Annotated in this window: 17 protein-coding genes; 9 read left to right on the top strand and 8 right to left on the bottom strand. The window is 58.5% G+C overall.

Annotated elements, in window-relative coordinates; translation table 11 throughout:
• The first annotated feature begins 6 nt into the window (after positions 1-6).
• The 3 genes from ACRZ96_RS14620 (at position 7) to ACRZ96_RS14630 (ending at position 3348) form a co-directional block, all read left to right on the top strand.
• A complete protein-coding gene (locus ACRZ96_RS14620) occupies positions 7-624 on the top strand; it encodes a ribonuclease HII (RefSeq protein ID WP_170465546.1) in 618 nt (205 codons plus the stop codon).
• Positions 625-729: 105 nt separating this feature from the next.
• Positions 730-1833 (top strand): site-specific DNA-methyltransferase, encoded by a 1104-nt coding sequence (locus ACRZ96_RS14625; RefSeq protein WP_170398940.1) that lies wholly within the window; start codon positions 730-732, stop codon positions 1831-1833.
• 132 nt (positions 1834-1965) lie between these two features.
• Positions 1966-3348 carry an adenylate/guanylate cyclase domain-containing protein gene (locus ACRZ96_RS14630; protein WP_170398937.1) on the top strand — a complete coding sequence of 461 codons (1383 nt, stop codon included), beginning with the start codon at positions 1966-1968 and terminating at the stop codon, positions 3346-3348.
• Between the two features lie 84 nt (positions 3349-3432).
• On the opposite strand, the gene ACRZ96_RS14635 is transcribed toward ACRZ96_RS14630, so the two are convergent.
• Both ACRZ96_RS14635 and mutY read right to left on the bottom strand, forming a co-directional pair.
• Entirely contained in the window at positions 3433-4569 is a 1137-nt protein-coding gene (locus ACRZ96_RS14635) for an alkane 1-monooxygenase (RefSeq protein ID WP_170646760.1), read from the bottom strand.
• Positions 4570-4628: 59 nt separating this feature from the next.
• Positions 4629-5684, bottom strand: coding sequence for an A/G-specific adenine glycosylase (gene mutY, locus ACRZ96_RS14640; protein WP_480438894.1), 1056 nt, complete (start codon positions 5682-5684; stop codon positions 4629-4631).
• Between the two features lie 81 nt (positions 5685-5765).
• Between mutY and ACRZ96_RS14645 the strand changes: the two genes are divergently transcribed.
• Entirely contained in the window at positions 5766-6272 is a 507-nt protein-coding gene (locus tag ACRZ96_RS14645; protein ID WP_480562296.1) for a DUF721 domain-containing protein, read from the top strand.
• A 14-nt stretch (positions 6273-6286) separates the two neighbouring features.
• Positions 6287-6952: a DsbA family protein gene (locus ACRZ96_RS14650; protein ID WP_170398926.1), complete on the top strand. Its 666-nt coding sequence runs from the start codon at positions 6287-6289 to the stop codon at positions 6950-6952.
• 38 nt (positions 6953-6990) lie between these two features.
• Here ACRZ96_RS14650 and lpxK read toward each other — a convergent pair whose 3' ends face one another.
• The 5 genes from lpxK to ACRZ96_RS14675 form a co-directional block, all read right to left on the bottom strand.
• The gene (lpxK, locus tag ACRZ96_RS14655; RefSeq protein WP_480790442.1) at positions 6991-7989 is read right to left on the bottom strand and encodes a tetraacyldisaccharide 4'-kinase; all 999 of its coding nucleotides are present in this window, start codon (positions 7987-7989) and stop codon (positions 6991-6993) included.
• Positions 7976-9211: a 3-deoxy-D-manno-octulosonic acid transferase gene (locus ACRZ96_RS14660; protein ID WP_480814782.1), complete on the bottom strand. Its 1236-nt coding sequence runs from the start codon at positions 9209-9211 to the stop codon at positions 7976-7978. Before ACRZ96_RS14660 ends, lpxK begins: the two co-directional genes overlap by 14 nt.
• Positions 9208-10008 (bottom strand): 3'(2'),5'-bisphosphate nucleotidase CysQ, encoded by an 801-nt coding sequence (locus ACRZ96_RS14665; protein WP_480814783.1) that lies wholly within the window; start codon positions 10006-10008, stop codon positions 9208-9210. The genes ACRZ96_RS14660 and ACRZ96_RS14665 overlap by 4 nt, the downstream gene beginning before the upstream one ends.
• Complete coding sequence (locus ACRZ96_RS14670) at positions 9995-11341, bottom strand: TldD/PmbA family protein (protein ID WP_480814784.1); 1347 nt, start codon at positions 11339-11341, stop codon at positions 9995-9997. The genes ACRZ96_RS14665 and ACRZ96_RS14670 overlap by 14 nt, the downstream gene beginning before the upstream one ends.
• A gap of 125 nt (positions 11342-11466) precedes the next feature.
• Positions 11467-12990, bottom strand: a complete 1524-nt coding sequence (locus ACRZ96_RS14675; RefSeq protein ID WP_480705872.1) for a DUF2125 domain-containing protein — start codon at positions 12988-12990, stop codon at positions 11467-11469.
• A 132-nt stretch (positions 12991-13122) separates the two neighbouring features.
• On the opposite strand from ACRZ96_RS14675, the gene ACRZ96_RS14680 reads away from it, so the two are divergent.
• Genes ACRZ96_RS14680 through ACRZ96_RS14690 form a run of 3 tightly spaced genes read left to right on the top strand, consistent with a single transcriptional unit; the run spans position 13123 to position 15211 of the window.
• On the top strand, positions 13123-13872 hold the full coding sequence (locus ACRZ96_RS14680) for an SDR family oxidoreductase (protein WP_170611320.1): 750 nt from the start codon (positions 13123-13125) through the stop codon (positions 13870-13872).
• Complete coding sequence (locus ACRZ96_RS14685) at positions 13869-14477, top strand: enoyl-CoA hydratase/isomerase family protein (RefSeq protein WP_480705870.1); 609 nt, start codon at positions 13869-13871, stop codon at positions 14475-14477. Before ACRZ96_RS14680 ends, ACRZ96_RS14685 begins: the two co-directional genes overlap by 4 nt.
• Positions 14474-15211, top strand: a complete 738-nt coding sequence (locus tag ACRZ96_RS14690; RefSeq protein WP_480705868.1) for a VOC family protein — start codon at positions 14474-14476, stop codon at positions 15209-15211. The genes ACRZ96_RS14685 and ACRZ96_RS14690 overlap by 4 nt, the downstream gene beginning before the upstream one ends.
• Here the strand turns inward: ACRZ96_RS14690 and ACRZ96_RS14695 are convergent, their stop codons facing one another.
• Complete coding sequence (locus tag ACRZ96_RS14695) at positions 15212-15508, bottom strand: HNH endonuclease (RefSeq protein ID WP_480705866.1); 297 nt, start codon at positions 15506-15508, stop codon at positions 15212-15214.
• Positions 15509-15552: 44 nt separating this feature from the next.
• Here ACRZ96_RS14695 and ACRZ96_RS14700 point away from each other — a divergent pair, with 44 nt between their 5' ends.
• Positions 15553-16731: a TIGR03862 family flavoprotein gene (locus tag ACRZ96_RS14700; protein WP_480814785.1), complete on the top strand. Its 1179-nt coding sequence runs from the start codon at positions 15553-15555 to the stop codon at positions 16729-16731.

Consider the following 16731-nt stretch of genomic DNA (forward strand, 5'->3'; position numbering starts at 1 on the left):
AAGGGTATGACGACACCTGATTATGAACTCGAACGGGCTTTGCTGGCACGCGGATATGTCCGAATTGCCGGGGTGGATGAGGTTGGGCGCGGTCCGCTGGCCGGCCCGGTTGTAGCCGCAGCGGTTATTTTGAACCCGGATGACATTCCCGCTGGGTTGAACGATTCAAAAAAACTGACGGCCAAGCGTCGCGGCGGTTTGGATGAGATATTGCGCGACCGGGCAGAGGTCGCGGTGGCCGAAGCCACGGTTGCAGAGATCGATCAGCACAACATCCTGCGCGCCTCGCATCTGGCGATGGTACGCGCGGTAGCTGCGCTGGACCCGGCTCCGGATTTCTTGCTGATTGATGGCAACATGATCCCGCGCGGTATGAAATTGCCTTCGCAGGCGGTGGTGAAGGGCGACGCACGGTCGGTGTCGATTTCGGCAGCGTCGATCATTGCAAAAATCTGGCGTGATCAGCTGATGGTGGATTTGGCGCAACAGCATCCCGGCTATGGGTGGGAGGCGAATGCCGGATATCCGACAAAACAGCACCGCGAGGCGTTGCAAAATCTTGGCGTGACCCCACACCATAGACGTTCGTTCAAACCGGTCCACAATATCTTGTATCAAGAGTAAATCGTAAGTCGCTGATTCAAAAAAGAAATTGACGGCGAATCATCTTTGACTCATCCTTGTCTCAACCAAATGAGCGCAAAAGCGCCGTGGAACTGAGGCAGTGATATGACCACAATCAAGACAAAGGGCGCAGCCGCGCTCCCTTTAAACACGATTCTATCCGGTGACTGCATCGAGGCGATGAACAGTCTGCCCGAGGCGTCGGTTGACCTGATTTTTGCGGACCCCCCGTATAATTTACAGTTGAAAGGTCAATTGCACCGGCCCGATAATTCTCAGGTCGATGCGGTCGATGATCACTGGGATCAGTTCAGCAGCTTTGGGGCTTATGACCAGTTCACGCGGGAATGGTTGAAGGCTGCGCATCGTCTGCTAAAGCCCAATGGTGCGATCTGGGTGATTGGGTCTTATCACAACATTTTCCGCGTGGGTTCCGCCCTGCAGGATGCGGGCTATTGGATCCTGAACGACGTTGTGTGGCGCAAGTCCAACCCGATGCCAAACTTCCGTGGCAAGCGATTTACCAACGCACATGAGACAATGATCTGGGCGTCCAAGCGTGAGGGGGCCAAGTACACTTTCAACTATGAAGCGTTGAAGGCACTGAACGAAGGTGTGCAGATGCGCAGCGATTGGGTACTGCCGATCTGCACCGGGCATGAACGGCTCAAGGACGAAAACGGCGACAAAGCGCATCCGACACAGAAACCGGAATCACTGCTGCATCGTGTCCTGATTGGCTCGACCAATCCCGGTGACGTGGTGCTGGATCCGTTCTTTGGCACGGGCACCACAGGTGCTGTAGCGAAAATGCTGGGGCGTGAGTTCATTGGGATTGAGCGCGAAGAAAGTTATCGCAAGGTGGCTGAAAAGCGTATCTCAAAGGTCCGTAAGTTTGACCGCGAAGCGTTGGAAGTCAGCGCCAGCAAGCGTGCTGAGCCGCGCGTGCCCTTTGGCCAATTGGTCGAACGCGGCATGCTGCGCCCGGGTGAGGAACTGTATTCGATGAACCAACGCCATAAAGCCAAGGTCCGCGCCGACGGGACTCTGGTAGGGCAGAACGTCAAAGGTTCGATCCATCAGGTTGGCGCGCATCTGGAAAATGCTCCGTCTTGTAATGGCTGGACCTATTGGTGCTTCAAACGCGATGGCAAAACCGTGCCCATCGACGTGTTGCGTCAGCAGATCAGGGCCGAATTGCATAACTGAATACCGCCGGTGCCTGTGGCCTGACACAAGGCACTACGCCTTGCCCCGCCGTTACCGGCGGGGTCTTTTGTTTTTGCCTGTGAGATGATTGCATAGGGCAGCCCCTGACAGCCCTTTTGGGAGATAAAGGCAATGACCGAGACCACCGCCAGTCAATCCCGCCTTAGCCGGTTCTTTGTTACGCAACCCGACAACTTCGATCTGGACAACAAATATACCGAGGCAGCACTGGAACGACACAAGCGAGAGGGGCTTGAACTGGCCGTTCGTGCACGTTGGATCGCGATGGCGTTGACCGGGCTTTTGCTGATCTATCTGAATCCCCAGTGGGAGGTCTTATGGTACCATTTCATCCTGCTTCTGATCTGCGCCAATGGTTGGCTGATCCAACGCGCGGGTCGTGTGGGGCAATCCCGGACCGAGTTGCTTTTGATCTTCGTCGATCTGCTGATCATGACGCTGGGGATGATTGTGCCCAACCCGTTCAGCGACGACGTGCGACCACTGGCGATGCAGTATCGGTTCGACAATTTTCAGTATTTCTTCATTATCCTGGCAGCAGGGACGCTTGCCTATTCCTGGCGCACTGTCATTGCGATTGGTTCGTGGACGGCGATGATGTGGACGGCTGGATGGGTGATCGCTTGGTGGGTCGCCACCCCGATCCCTGGGATTAGCGAGCGTGTGGCCGAGGCTTTGTCAGGCTACCCGGATGTGGCCGAGTTCATGGATCCCAACAGTTTCATGCCAACCCTACGCATCCAGCAGGTGATCGTTTTTGTCATGGTCGCAGTGACGCTTGGGGTGTCGATGCGCCGCCTCAATCGCTTGCTGATGTCCAATGCTGGGCTTGAACGTGAACGCGCGAATCTGTCTCGATACTTTTCGCCGAATGTGGTGGATGAGCTGAGCCAGAACGACGAACCTCTGAAGCAGGTCCGCAAAGAGGATATCGCGGTTCTATTTATCGACATCGTTGGCTTCACCAAGTTCTCGGCTGGCCGTGATCCATATGAGGTTATTGAAGTTTTGCGTGGTTTCCACGCCCGAATGGAGACCGAGGTGTTTCGCCATCACGGAACACTCGACAAATACTTGGGCGATGGGCTGATGGCCACGTTTGGAACCCCCGTACCCGGAGAACTGGATGCAAGCAATGCGCTGGCATGCGCGCGGTCCATGGTCGAGATGATCGATCGTTGGAATTTGGAGCGCAAGCGCGCGGGTGAGCCAGAGATTCGTATCGGGGTCGGGGTTCATTATGGCTCGGTCGTACTGGGGGATATCGGTGCAAACCGGCTGGAATTTGCAGTGATCGGCGATGCGGTGAATGTTGCCGCGAAGCTAGAGGCCCTGACGCGCGATTTTCAAGCGCGCATCATTGTCAGTGATGCATTGCGGTCTCAGGCCCTTAGCGAGACGCCAAATGCGCAAGACATGATGACCGGGTTTGCACAGCACTCGGACCAGCCTGTTCGCGGTGTTACAGCCCCGATGGATGTCTGGGTGCTGTAGCAACCAGGGCTCCCGCCTGTCAGCACCGGATCAAAGATGTGATCCTTCCCGTTGGGCCGGGCAGCGCGCTGGTGCGCGCTGCAGTCAGGTGCGAGGGGCAGGGTTGTGCGCTTTGTTGTAAGGCTTCCAGTTGGTGATTTCGGGATAGTATTGACGCCGCCAAGCGCGGACCCTCGGATTCATGATACGCCGCCACAAGGGCGGGATCATCGCGGCAAGGGTCATGACCGGATATCCATGAGGCAGTTGCGGCGCTGCGTCCTGCGTATGGTGTTGCAGCAATGGAAAGCGCCGGTTTGGCTTGTAGTGGTGGTCCGAGTGGCGTTGCAAGTTTATCAACAACCAATTCGAGGCCTTTTGTGACGCGTTCCAGGAATGGCGCGGGTGCACATGCTCATATTTGCCATCGCCCAGATATTTGCGCGTCAGCCCGTAGTGCTCGACATAGTTAACAAGTTCAAGCTGCCAGATCGCGGTGCCGGCCTGTACCAAAAACAGGCCTAGCCCTGCCCATCCGCCGATCAGAAATGCTAGCAGCAGCATGGCTCCTTGCAGGCTCCAATAGCGCCAGAACGGGTTTGCCGGGTCGGTCCACGGGCGGTCTTTGCGGGCCAGTTTTTCCCGCTCAGCCCGGAAAGCTGAAATCAGGCTTTGGCGCAGAACGCGCGGATAGAACCGGTGGAAACCTTCGTTGTAGCGAGCGGTTACCGGATCACGCGGGGTTCCGACGTAGCGGTGGTGAACCAGCAGGTGCTCGGACCGGAAATGGGAATAAAGGACCATCGACAACAGTAAATCGCCAAGCCAGCGTTCCAGTTTGCCTTTCTGATGCATCAGCTCGTGGCTGTAGTTGATCCCGATCGTTCCGGAAAGGACGCCCATGCCGAAGAACACGCCGATTTTTTCGACCGAGCTCATATTTACGGCTCGGGTAGTGTACCAGATCAGCCCATAGAGCGTGAGGAATTGCACCGGCGCCCAGGCTTTGGTCAGCCAGATATACCATTGCAGCCCCGCATCTGGCGTATCCGGGTCGGCGTTTTGAAGGTTTAGGCCGGTCAGCCGGTCTAGCACCGCAAAGACCCACCATGTCGAAAGCGGTACCAGCAGGACCCACCATCCGCCTGCCGTAGTGGTCATCCAGATCAGTGGGATCAGGAGGTATGAGACCCAAAAGGGAAGGGCGGATTGCCATCGGGACAGGGTGTCAGATGCGATCATGTTGAGGCTCCGAAACGTTGGCGGCACCGTAGACCGCGCACTGGGCTTTGCCCAGCGGTCTATTGGCCGCGCCAGAGGTCAAAAGCCTTGCGCATAACCGTGGGCAGATCGCTGGGCCTGAATTGGTGTTTGTCCATGACTGTCAGACCGTTCGGATTGCAACCGTCTGGCAATTCGGTTGTCCAAATACGCAGGATCAGGTGAAAGTGGGTGAAGGTGTGTCTCACTTCACCGGGGATTTCGTGCCATCGCGCCGGGAACGGAGGGCTTTCCAGCGGTGTTTCGGACCAGTCCGAGCCGGGCCAGCCCAACATTCCGCCCAGCAGGCCCTTATCGGGGCGGCGTTCCAACAGCAGGGCACCATCGCCGCGTTGGGCGATGTAGATGTGGCCCAGCCGGGTGGGTTTGGGCTTCCTGGGCGTTTTTTGCGGCAGTTCCACCTGCGTCCTCGCCTTCCGCGCCAGACAGGCCGCATGCAGGGGGCAAATACCGCAAGTCGGAGATTTTGGAGTACAGATCGTTGCACCCAAATCCATGACAGCCTGCGCGTAATCTCCAGGCCGGTGCTGCGGGGTCAATGCCGCGGCTTTTTTCTTTAACAGGGGTTTTGAGGCGGGCAGGGGTTCGTGAATATCATAGAGCCTTGCTATGACCCGTTCGACATTGCCGTCCAGGACAGTTTCGGGCCGATCAAATGCGATGGCTGCGATGGCCGCCGCCGTGTAGGGGCCAACGCCCGGCAGTTTCAGTAACGCGTCGTAGCTGTCCGGGAATTGCCCGTCATGCGCGGACGCAACCACCCGCGCGCATTTCAGAAGATTGCGGGCGCGGGCGTAGTAGCCCAGGCCAGCCCATTCCCCCATGACTTGATCATCTTGCGCATTGGCAAGGGCCTCGACGGTTGGCCAGCGCGTGGTGAAACGAACAAAATAGTCGCGAACGGCGGCAACGGTCGTTTGTTGCAGCATCACTTCGGATAGCCAGACGCGGTAGGGGTCTGGTGCTACGCCTGCGGCACGCGCTGCCGGGCCGATACGCCAAGGCATTTCACGTGCGTGGCGGTCGTACCAATCCAGCAGCGTATTGCTCAGGTCAGATTCGGTGCAGTCACGCAAGTTTTATGTAACTCTCTGTCGGGTTTCGCTGGCGTCCGGGTATCAGCCTATTACAATAGCGACGCAGGAGTTGGAAACCAGATGCAACGCAGACGTTCCTCGACCCGCGGGTTCAAGCGCACCGCCACTTTGCTGAACGACCGGATCAGGCAGGCCGGGGAAAGCCGGGGATTTGCCGTCTCGCGCCTTTTGACCCATTGGGCCGAGATTGTGGGCCAGGACATCGCGTCGATCGCCCGGCCGGTGAATGTGGGATACGCCAAGGGTGGCTTTGGCGCGACACTGACGGTGCTGACAACCGGGCCGCAGGCGCCAATGCTAGAGATGCAGAAAGAACAGCTGCGCGACAAAGTGAATGCGGTCTATGGTTACAACGCGATCAATCGGGTGCGTATCACCCAGACCGCGCCTACCGGATTTGCTGAGGGGCAGGCGAGTTTCGATCACAAACCGAAACAGGCGAAACCGGTTGTTTCACCAGAAATCGCAGCTGAGGCCGACAATGTGTCGCGCGCGGTTGATGATGAAGATTTGCGCGCGGCCCTTGAACGTTTGGGCCGCAACGTTTTATCCAGACAGAAACGCTAAGAAAGGGCTGATGAATGAGCCGGATTGCAACCGTAATATGTGCGGCTGTCGCCGTGGCCGCTGGCGGCTATTGGCTGACAACGTCGAGTAACACGATCCCTTCGAACCCGCTTGTTGGTGCTGCTGAGGCGCAAGAGGCGGATTTGGACACCTCGACCATCGTCGAGATGGTGCAGGGGGCCGAAGACGCGCCAGTCGAGATCATCGAATATGCATCGTACACCTGCCCGCATTGCGCGAATTTCCATCAGGGCGCGTACAAGCAGCTCAAAAAGGACTTCATCGATACCGGCAAGGTAAAGTTCACTTACCGTGAGGTGTATTTCGACCGCTATGGCCTGTGGGCCTCGATGGTCGCGCGCTGTGCAGGACCTGAAAAGTTCTTTGGCATCACCGACTTGCTGTATGAAGGCCAGTCGGAATGGACTCGGGCCGGAGGTCCTGCCGAGATCGTTGATGAACTGCGCAAGATCGGGCGTCTCGCTGGCATAGACAATGATCAGCTTGAGGCTTGCCTGCAGGACGGTACCCGCGCGCAGACACTGGTGGCCTGGTATCAAGAAAATGCCGAACGCGATGGAATTCAGGCGACGCCTACTTTCGTCGTGAATGGGAAGAAGGTTGAAAATCAGCCTTATGACGACTTCAAGACGCTGATCGAAGCCGAGCTTGGCAGCTAAATCCGGAATGGTCAGCCTGTTTTGGGCTGGCCATCTGCCTAAGGTGAAGGCGCAGCCTTCGCCAACAACTCTTTGACTTTGTCATCCTGATTGATTTGCAACCGAACCGGTAGGGTCAGAACTTTGCTGCGGAAAGTGGCGGGCAGGCGCACGGCGTCTTTCTCGGTTGTCACCAGTTGCGCGCCCAGTGCTTTGGCCTCGTTCTCAAGCCGCGTCATCAGCGCTGAAGTCAGTGGTTGGTGATCATCCAGTGCCTCGGCCCGCAGCAGTTTAGCGCCTTGCTGTCGCAGAGTTCCAAAGAACTTGTCCGGATAGCCTATGCCCGCAAAGGCCAGAACGGGTGTATTGTTCCAGTCCATTCCGGTTTGGAGCGGACACACCTCGCCGGTGGCGTGTGGGACCGTCAGGGCAGGTTCCCATCTTTCTGAAAATGTTGACTGCGCTGCGGCGTCCCCAAGCGACAACACGAGATCGGCACGTTTCAATCCAACGGCCACGGGCTCTCGCAGTGGACCGGCAGGCAGGCAAAGGCCATTGCCAAATCCGCGCTGCGCATCCACTACGATGATCGAAAAATCCTTGGCAACTGCGGGGTTCTGAAAACCGTCGTCCAGCACGATCGCGGTCGCCCCTGCCGCTGCGGCTGCCTGCGCGCCCGCTGCACGATCTTTGGCGACCCAGACCTCGGCAAACGCGGCGAGCAACAGGGGTTCGTCCCCGACCTGAGCCGCTGTGTGTTTGCGCGGGTCGACCTGCACCGGGCCTTCCAGCGAGCCACCATGGCCTTTGGTCACGACATGAGGTTGATGCCAGGTATCCCTCAAATATTCTAAAACCCAGATCACCGTCGGTGTCTTCCCTGTGCCACCGGCATTCAGGTTGCCAACGCAGATAACCGGTACGCCCGGCGAGATGCCTTGCCTGCTCGCCACGCGACGGGCGGTTGCAGCGGCATAGAGGCGACCAAGTGGCGCCAACAGCCTGGCGCGCAGATCCAACCGATCAGGGGCTGAGTTCCAGAAGTCAGGTGCCCGCATCGTCACGCCCTCGCCGGTCCAGTGTATCCTGCACCATATCGATCAGTTGGTCCGCCTGTGGAGCCCCTTCGGTGACAATCCGCCATCCGGCCAATGCCATGTCTGCCGTGCGGTCAGGTGCCAACAATTCGACAACGCCATCGCCCAACTCTGTTGCGGTTCGTATCTTCAACGCGGCTTTTGCCTGCCCCAATCTGTCATAGAGACTGCTATGCTTGCTGACATGAGGCCCATGGATTACCGCAGATCCCAAGGCGACTGCGGTCAGAGGGTCGTGCCCCCGCGCCCCGCGTTCCAGTGAACTTCCCATGAAGGTAACTGCGGATACACGATGCCAAAGGCCCAGATCCTCGGGCTCGGCTGTTAGAATCACTTGTGTGGTGTCTTCGATTGGATGGCCTTCATCCCAGTTGGCGCATCGAAGGTCCATCGCTTCGAGGCGTTTAAACAAGGGCGCTGACTCGGACATATCCGCCACATGCAGGACCAAAGCCAGACGTGGCAGCATCCGCAAGGCCTGACGATGGGCCGTCAGAACCGAGATGAATTCCTTGTCCTGAACCCATGCGGCCAGCCAAACCGGGCGTCCGGCCATTGTGTGAGTGGTCTCGATCAATTCATCTTCGGGCCAGGGCTCTGGGTTGGGGCTGATATGAAGTGGTGGCGCGACCGAGATTTTTGCCGAGTTCACTCCCAGGCGTCGGATTTGGCGTGCGCTGTCATCATTGGGCGCAAGTATCGCTGTAAAGCAATCCAGCGTGTATCGCGTGATATCAGGTAGCCAACGTCCACCCCTTGCGGTTTTCACGTCGACCACAGCCTCAAGCAAAATTAGCGGAATGCCCCGCTCCTGTGCGCGTGTTATCACATTGGGCATCAGCCCACCGCCAAACCACAGCCCCATATCAGGGCGCCAGTGATCCAAGAACGTGCGCGCCGCGCCGGTATGTTCGGCGGGCAGCATTGTGATCGGGGTATCGCAATCTTCCCAGTCCTTCAGATCAACATCGGGTGGGGCGGTCAGCAACAGCGAAAGTCCCGGTCGCACAGACAGCAGCCGACGGCAAATATTGTCGACGGCCCGCAACCGATCGGGTGTACTGACATGGACCCACAGAAGTTCACCTTCCGGGCGCGCAATCTCGGGGTGGCCCGTGCTTTGCGGGACGCCCCAGGACAGGACCCGATAGGCCGCAAGGCTCAGAGATCGCGGCTTGCTCATGCCGGAATTCCGGCCCCATTCGGGTCAAGCCGGGCCCGAAGGTCCGAATGCACCGCTGAACCTGCCGCCACCACGCCGTTCAGGCGCGGGTGGGTATTGTTGAAGCGCAGAGGTTGCCCCAAACGATCGGTACAGAGCCCGCCTGCCTCGCGCAGGATCAGATCTCCGGCGGCGATATCCCATTCCCAACTGGGTCGCAGCGTCAGCATCCCGTCGAACCGTCCCTGCGCAACCAGCGCCATCCGATAGGCCAGAGACGGGCGGTATACACGGCGAAAGTCAGGTGCAGCACCGGATTGCCAGTGGCGCGGATCTAGATTGGGTTTTGCCGCCAAAATCTCGGCTTCGGGCAGGTGCGCTTGCCCCGACACTTGGATTGCAGTGCCATTCAACGTTGCACCTTGCCCTTTTGCAGCCGCATACAGCAGATCACGTAAGGGCAGGTAGATGACGGCTGCCGTGACCTCACCGTTCTCGGTTACGGCCAGCGAATGGGCCCATGTGCGCGACCCCTCGGCAAAACTGCGGGTGCCGTCGATGGGATCGATGACGAAGACCCGATCACACGTCAGACGGTCGGGGGAATCCTCGGTCTCTTCACTCAGCCAGCCATAATCCGGTCGGGCCGCCTGCAGATCACGTTCGAGCATCGCGTTGACGGCCAGATCGGCCTCGGTCACCGGGCCTGCGCCTTCGGGTTTATCCCAGCGCTGGGCATCTGGACCCGAATAGCACGTGGCGATCTTTCCGGCCTCAAGCGCAGCGTCGATCAGCAGGGGCAGGTCAGTTGCCGGCAAGTGTCATCCCTTCGATCAACAGCGAGGGTACAACGCGCGATAGGTAAGGCCGCGCATCGTTTGCCGGAATGATTCGCATCAGCATGTCGCGAAGATTGCCAGCGATGGTACACTCGTTGACGGGATGGGTGATCTCGCCGTTCTCAACCCAAAATCCCGAAGCGCCGCGTGAATAGTCGCCGGTATTCGGATTGATGGTCGATCCGATCATCGAAGTGACCAAAAGCCCGGTACCCATGTCGCGCAACAACTCGGCGCGGGTCTTCTCGCCTTGCGTCAGGCTCAGGTTCCAGTTGCTAGGCGACGGCGGCCCGGATACGCCGCGCGCTGCGTTGCCGGTCGAGGTCATTCCCAATTTGCGGGCGCTGGACAGGTCTAACGTCCAACCGGTCAGAACGCCATCTTCAACGATCGCCCTGTGCCGTGTTGCCAGCCCTTCGGCATCGAACGGGCGCGAGCCCGAAATGCGCGGGCGATACGGGTCTTCAATCAAAGACAAATGTGCCGGTAGAACCTGTTGCCCAAGGCTTTCCTTCAGCCATGAGGCCCCGCGGGCTATCGCCGCGCCATTGCTGGCGGCCAGCAGATGGCCGATCAGGGATGACGAAATCCGTTCGTCGAACACCACCGGAAAACTGCCGGTCTGGGGCTTGCGTGCTCCCACGATCTGAACCGCACGTTCACCAGCCGTGCGACCAATCTCGGCGGGGCTGCGCAGGTCAGACTGAAAAGTCCGGCTGTCACCGTCATAGTCACGCTCCATTCCCGTCCCTTCGCCGGAAATGGCGACGCATGAGGTTGAACGGCTGCTGCGCATGTAGCCACCCGAAAAGCCGTTTGTCGCGGCAAGATGGACCCGGTGGGTACCATAGGCGGCCGCAGCGTCTGACACCTGTGAGACTCCCGTAACGTCCAGCGCTGCTGCCTCTGCCGCCAGCGCATCCTGCATCAGAGCTTCAGCGCTGGGTTCAGGGGCTGGGTCAAACAGCTCCAGCGCGTCGATATTACAGTTGGCGACCAATTGGTCAGGCGCGGCCAAGCCGGTGAACGGATCTTCCGGCGCTTCCCGTGCCATGGCCACGGCGCGCTCGGCCATCGCGGTAAGCGTATCGGGGCGACTATCCGAACTGGATACGATTGCCTGCTGTTTGCCAAGGAAGACCCGCAGCCCTAGATCGGTCGCTTCCGAGCGTTCGGCATGTTCCAATGCACCACTACGTACTTCCACAGAAACGGATGAGCCATCAATTACTATGGCATCCGCTGCCTCGGCACCTGCCTTGCGGGCTGCATTCAGCAGCTCTTCACTGATTGTTTGAGGTGTTCGCGTCATGAGGCCTCCGGTCTTGTTGTTCTGGACCTAGCCTCGGATAGTCTGTCCCGCAAGGCCTGCAGCCCACTGGCTTTATGTGCCTCGGGCGGGAAAGGCCAGCGCAGCGGCCTTTCCCAATTTGTTTGTCACTTGATACGCTGACCGTTGGCCAGGATCTGTCCATCCTCGGTAAACTCGATTTTCGAGTTCAACGTGTCCGGTTCTTCACCCGGAACAGCCATCAGACCCATCATCATACGCGCGCCCAGCGCGTCGTTTTCCGACACAAAGCCCATGCCGATCAGCTTGTCCAGCAGAGCGTTGGCCCCAACAAGTTTCAAGTTGGCAACACCTGACGGGGCAGGCAGGCCATCAAACTCTTCCGTGTTGGAGTTGTCGAACGCAAAGTCGCCATCACCGCTCAATTGGGCTCCGACCAATGATACGAGAAGCTTGTTGATCTTCAGCGAATGCAGTTCGCCCGGAACGATATCAGATGTCTCAAGCTCTTCGACGGCTTCCGGGTCCATGAAATCGACCAGAACTTTGGCGGTGCCGGTTGCATCCAACGCGATGGTCGCCGGATCGCGCGGCAGCGCACTAGCAGGGTCGAACATGCTCCACAACACGTCGGACATGGTGAAATCCGTCAGGTTCATGCCAAATCCAAATGGCTGGATTTCTTCCGAGGCCTGCACCGGAAGCTCGAATTTCAGCCCTGCATTTGCCATCGCGATTTCGATTGGAAAAGGCAGATCCGACGTGGTGACGGCTAGTTTGGTGCTGTTCTGCGCAAGATCGTAGACAAGGCGCTGTGCATCGATGCTGCCGGTAAAGCTGCCTCCTTCGGAACTGCTGCTGAGCGAGAATGGCTCACCCTCGGCAGTGCCTGCCATTTCGGTGCTGCCCGAGGCGTATGTGAATGTACCTGAAGCGGCAAATCCGGCCTTGTAGATGTCTTCAATGTTGGCGACATCCATACCGGGTGGGATGATTGTATCGCCATCAAATTTCAAACCATCTAATTTACCGCTGATCCGGCCCGTGTCTTCACTTTCGGGCTCGTTGAAGGCCACATCATAGGACAGGCTGCTGGCCGTGAACTGCTGCGCGATATCGCGCATCTCGCCGATCTGCATCTGCGATGTGCCTGCGATTTCGTTCATCTGAACGTTCAAGGCAAACATGTCGCTGGATACGGTTTCGCCATCAAACTCCATCGAGTCCATCGACAGAGTCAGGCTGTTCGCCGTATAGTCATATGTCATGTTTTCGGGGGTACCCGAAACGACCATTTCCAAGGCGTCGTGAGCGTACATCAGATCAGCCGAAAATGTCTCGCCCTCGGCTTCACCGGAAATTGTCATCGGGAAGCTGGCAGGAAAGCCGATATTGACTGTACCGTCGCCATTTTCGGTCAACGTCATCTCGGGGATGACCATGTCGAAGGTGCCTTCGGTGTCCGGAATGGCCATGGCCATCGTCATGTTCGCGATGGTGGTGACGTTGCCGGAAACGCTCTGATCGCCAGTGACGTCATAGCCCATGCCGCCCAGATAAGCCTGCCAATCGGCCCAGACATCATTGGCGGTAACATCTGCAAACGTGCCGTTGGTTGCAACAGCATAGGCCAAAGCTGCACCGCAGCTACGGCGAAGGAAAACAGTCATAATAGAACCCTTCTTGATCAATTTGCCGGCATGGTCGTGCCTGTAGCGGCCAGCGTCAAGGGGGAAGGGGTGGACCAATTCCCCATTTGCAGGGTACGAGTTAAGACAATTTCAAATGCAGGGATTTAAACGATGCATATGCAAGGGAAAACGGTACTGATCACAGGGGCAAGCCGAGGCATCGGAGCGGAAGCCGGGCGCGTTTTTGCCGCAGCTGGGGCCAATGTGGCCTTGGTCGCCCGCAGCCGCGATCAGATTGACGCTCTGGCTGCGGCATTGGGTGAAAACGCCATGGCGCTGGCCTGCGACGTCAGCGATTTTTCCCAGTTTGAACAGACAGTTGCCGATTGCATCGACCGGTTCGGCAAGCTGGATGTGCTAATCGGGAACGCGGGCGTCATTGATCCGATCTTTCATCTGTCGAATGCCGACACCCGGGCCTGGAGCCAAGCAATCGACATCAACCTGAAAGGTGTCTTTTACGGAATGCGTGCCGTCCTGCCCATCATGCGGGCAGCAGGCGGCGGGACCGTTCTGACAGTCTCGTCCGGTGCCGCGTCGAACCCGGTCGAAGCCTGGAGCCACTATTGCGCATCAAAAGCCGGGGCCAAGATGCTGACCGAATGCCTGCATCTGGAAGAGGCGCATCACGGTATTCGCGCAATGGGCCTGTCCCCGGGAACTGTGGCCACAGATATGCAGCGGGTGATCAAGGCCAGCGGAATCAATCCAGTAAGTCAGCTGGATTGGGACGATCACATCCCCGCAGACTGGCCCGCGCGGGCGTTGATGTGGATGTGCTCGGCAGATGCGGATGAGTTCTTGGGGACCGAGATATCGCTGCGCAACGAAGACATCCGAAAAAGGGTTGGGCTGACGTGATCGAACTGACACAGGATAATGGGCTGTGGACCGTCACGTTGAACAATCCGGATAAGGCCAATGCGCTGACCTCAGCGATGCTTAGCGAATTGGTACGCATCGCAGAGGCGGCAACCGAGGCACGTGCATTGATCCTGACGGGGGCGGGCCGAGTCTTCAGTGCGGGCGCCGATCTTGAAGAAGCGCGGGCGGGCCTTGCGACCTCCGATCTTTGGGAGAGGTTGTCGGGTGCCATTGCCGCCTTGCCCTGCCTGACGGTGGCCGCGCTCAACGGCACTTTGGCCGGTGGAGCCAACGGTATGGTGCTGGCCTGTGACCTGCGTATCGCAGTGCCCTCGGCCAAGTTCTTTTACCCGGTCATGAAGCTGGGATTCTTGCCGCAGCCCTCGGATCCCAAGCGGATGGCAGAGTTGATCGGTCCGGCCAGAACCCGACTCATACTGATGGCGGGACAGACGATTTCTGCAGAAGAAGCTTATAGCTTTGGGCTGGTTGATCGGGTGGTTGAGCCCGAACATTTGATACCAACTGCACAAGAACTTGTAGCCGACAGCCTGTCCGCAGATCCGTCGGTTGCTGCGGGCATAGCCGGATTGTGCCCATGAGGTTGGCCGCGCTCCGATTGCGGGTGGCGGACCCGGATGCGTTGGCGGCGTTTTATCGTGATGCGCTTGGCATGTCTGTCAGGGTTGAAGGCGCCAATCGTCGTCTTGGATATTCCGGTCAGGATGCCGATCTGTTGCTGATGCCGGGCGGCGGGGGCTACCGCCATGATCCGGGGCAGCGGTATTGGAAGATCGGGATCACGTTGCCGGATGTTGATCTTGCCGCAGAACACCTGCGCCAGAAGGGTATCCCGGTCAGCGCGCCGCGGCAGTTTCTGGATATCGGCTATATGTGCCATCTGAATGACCCCGAAGGGTTTGCCATTGAACTGCTGCAGCAGGATTTCGAGGGCAACCGACCGGTTGATGCTACAAGCCCGGACGCCCCCTTCGCGAAGGCCTGTATCGGCCAGATCACTTTGCGAACCGGCGATATTGTCGCCGAAGATGCGTTTTGCCGATCCATGGGACTGTCTTTGCTGTCTCTGCAGGATGTCGAACCTCACGGGTTCGATCTGCATTTCTATGCGTTCACCGCAGAGGAGCCTCCCAACCCCGATCTCTGGGCGGTTGAGAATCGCGAATGGCTGTGGAAGCGCCCATATACCACGTTGGAATACCAACACATCCCAAATGCCCGGTTTGCACCGGTGCCGGACTATCTTGGGATCGAAATTGAAGGGCTGGCTGACCCGAAAAAGGATGCATTCGGTGATCCCTGGCTTCCTGCCTGATCATCGCCCGCGTCGTTTTCCCGGCACTTTTGAGCGAAACCCCGGCGGGCGTTTGCGCACCCACATCAGGAACTTCTCGAGCCTCGGGTGGGCGCGGAGCGCATCGACAGTGTGGAAGTCACGCGCCAATTCGGCCTCGGTCAGTGTCGCGTGGATCTCTTTGTGGCATATCTGATGCAACAAAACGGTGGGCCCGCCCTTGCCTCCCTTAAGCTTTGGGATCAGATGGTGCAGGCTTCCACCACCTTCGGGGATCGGACGGTTGCAGAGCGGGCAGATCGGATCGGAATTTGCCATGACCTAACTTCGCGCTGATGCGTGTGCAGGGCAAGAGGGACACAATGGCGCAAACCATGGTCATCGGGGCAGGTCCAGCGGGGCTAATGGCCGCCGAACAGCTTGCCGCCGCCGGGCACGAGGTTGTAGTGGCCGAAGCCAAGCCGTCTGCCGCGCGTAAATTCTTGATGGCGGGTAAGTCCGGCCTGAACCTGACCAAGGATGAGCCTTTTGACATGTTTATGGGCGCATACGGGGATGCGAAGGATTGGTTGCATCCGATGATACAAGCGTTTGACGCACAGGCGGTGAAGGCTTGGGCCGGTGATCTTGGGCAAGAGATGTTCACGGGCTCCACCGGGCGGGTGTTTCCGAAAGTCATGAAGGCCTCACCCTTGCTGCGGGCCTGGCTGGCCAGATTGGATCAGGCCGGTGTTCAGATCAGGACACGCTGGCGCTGGCAGGGATGGCAAGGTGGCGCGTTGGCTTTTGAGACGCCAGATGGCATGCAGTTTTGCTCGCCCGGCGCGACGGTTTTGGCATTGGGAGGTGCCAGCTGGGCGCGGTTGGGTTCGGATGGGGCTTGGGCCCAATGGCTTGCGGACAGCGGAGTTGATCTAACACCGTTTGCACCGGCAAACGCCGCTCTGTCAGTCGATTGGAGCCCCTATATGCAGCCACATTTTGGCGCGGCGCTCAAATCGGTGCGGTGGATGGCGGGCGATCTGGATAGCCGTGGTGAGGCCACTATTTCCGCAAAAGGCCTGGAAGGTGGCGGTATGTATGCCCTGACCCCTGCGCTGCGGATGGGGGCGCCGCTGTTTGTTGATCTGGTCCCGGATGTGACGGCTGAAGGGATGCGGGCGCGATTGGACGCGAAGAAATCAAAGGCAACGCTTTCGCATTGGTTGAAGAATGGTCTGCGACTGTCTCCGCAAAAGGTCGCTTTGTTCCACGAAATGACTAAGGGCCGCGCATTGAAGCAAACGCAATGGATCGGTGCGCTGAAAAACCTGCCCATCAGGTATGCTGGGCTACGCCCGATGGATGAGGCGATCTCAACCGCTGGCGGGGTAGCATTGGGTGCAGTGGACAGCGGTTTGATGCTGATTGCATGTCCGGGCGTTTTTTGCGCGGGCGAGATGCTGGATTGGGAAGCCCCGACCGGTGGTTATCTTCTGACCGCCTGTCTGGCGACGGGACGTTGGGCCGGTCAGTCGGCGGCAACGTGGTTGGCGCGCTAG

The sequence above is a fragment of the Ruegeria sp. CF1 genome, assembly GCF_056537445.1.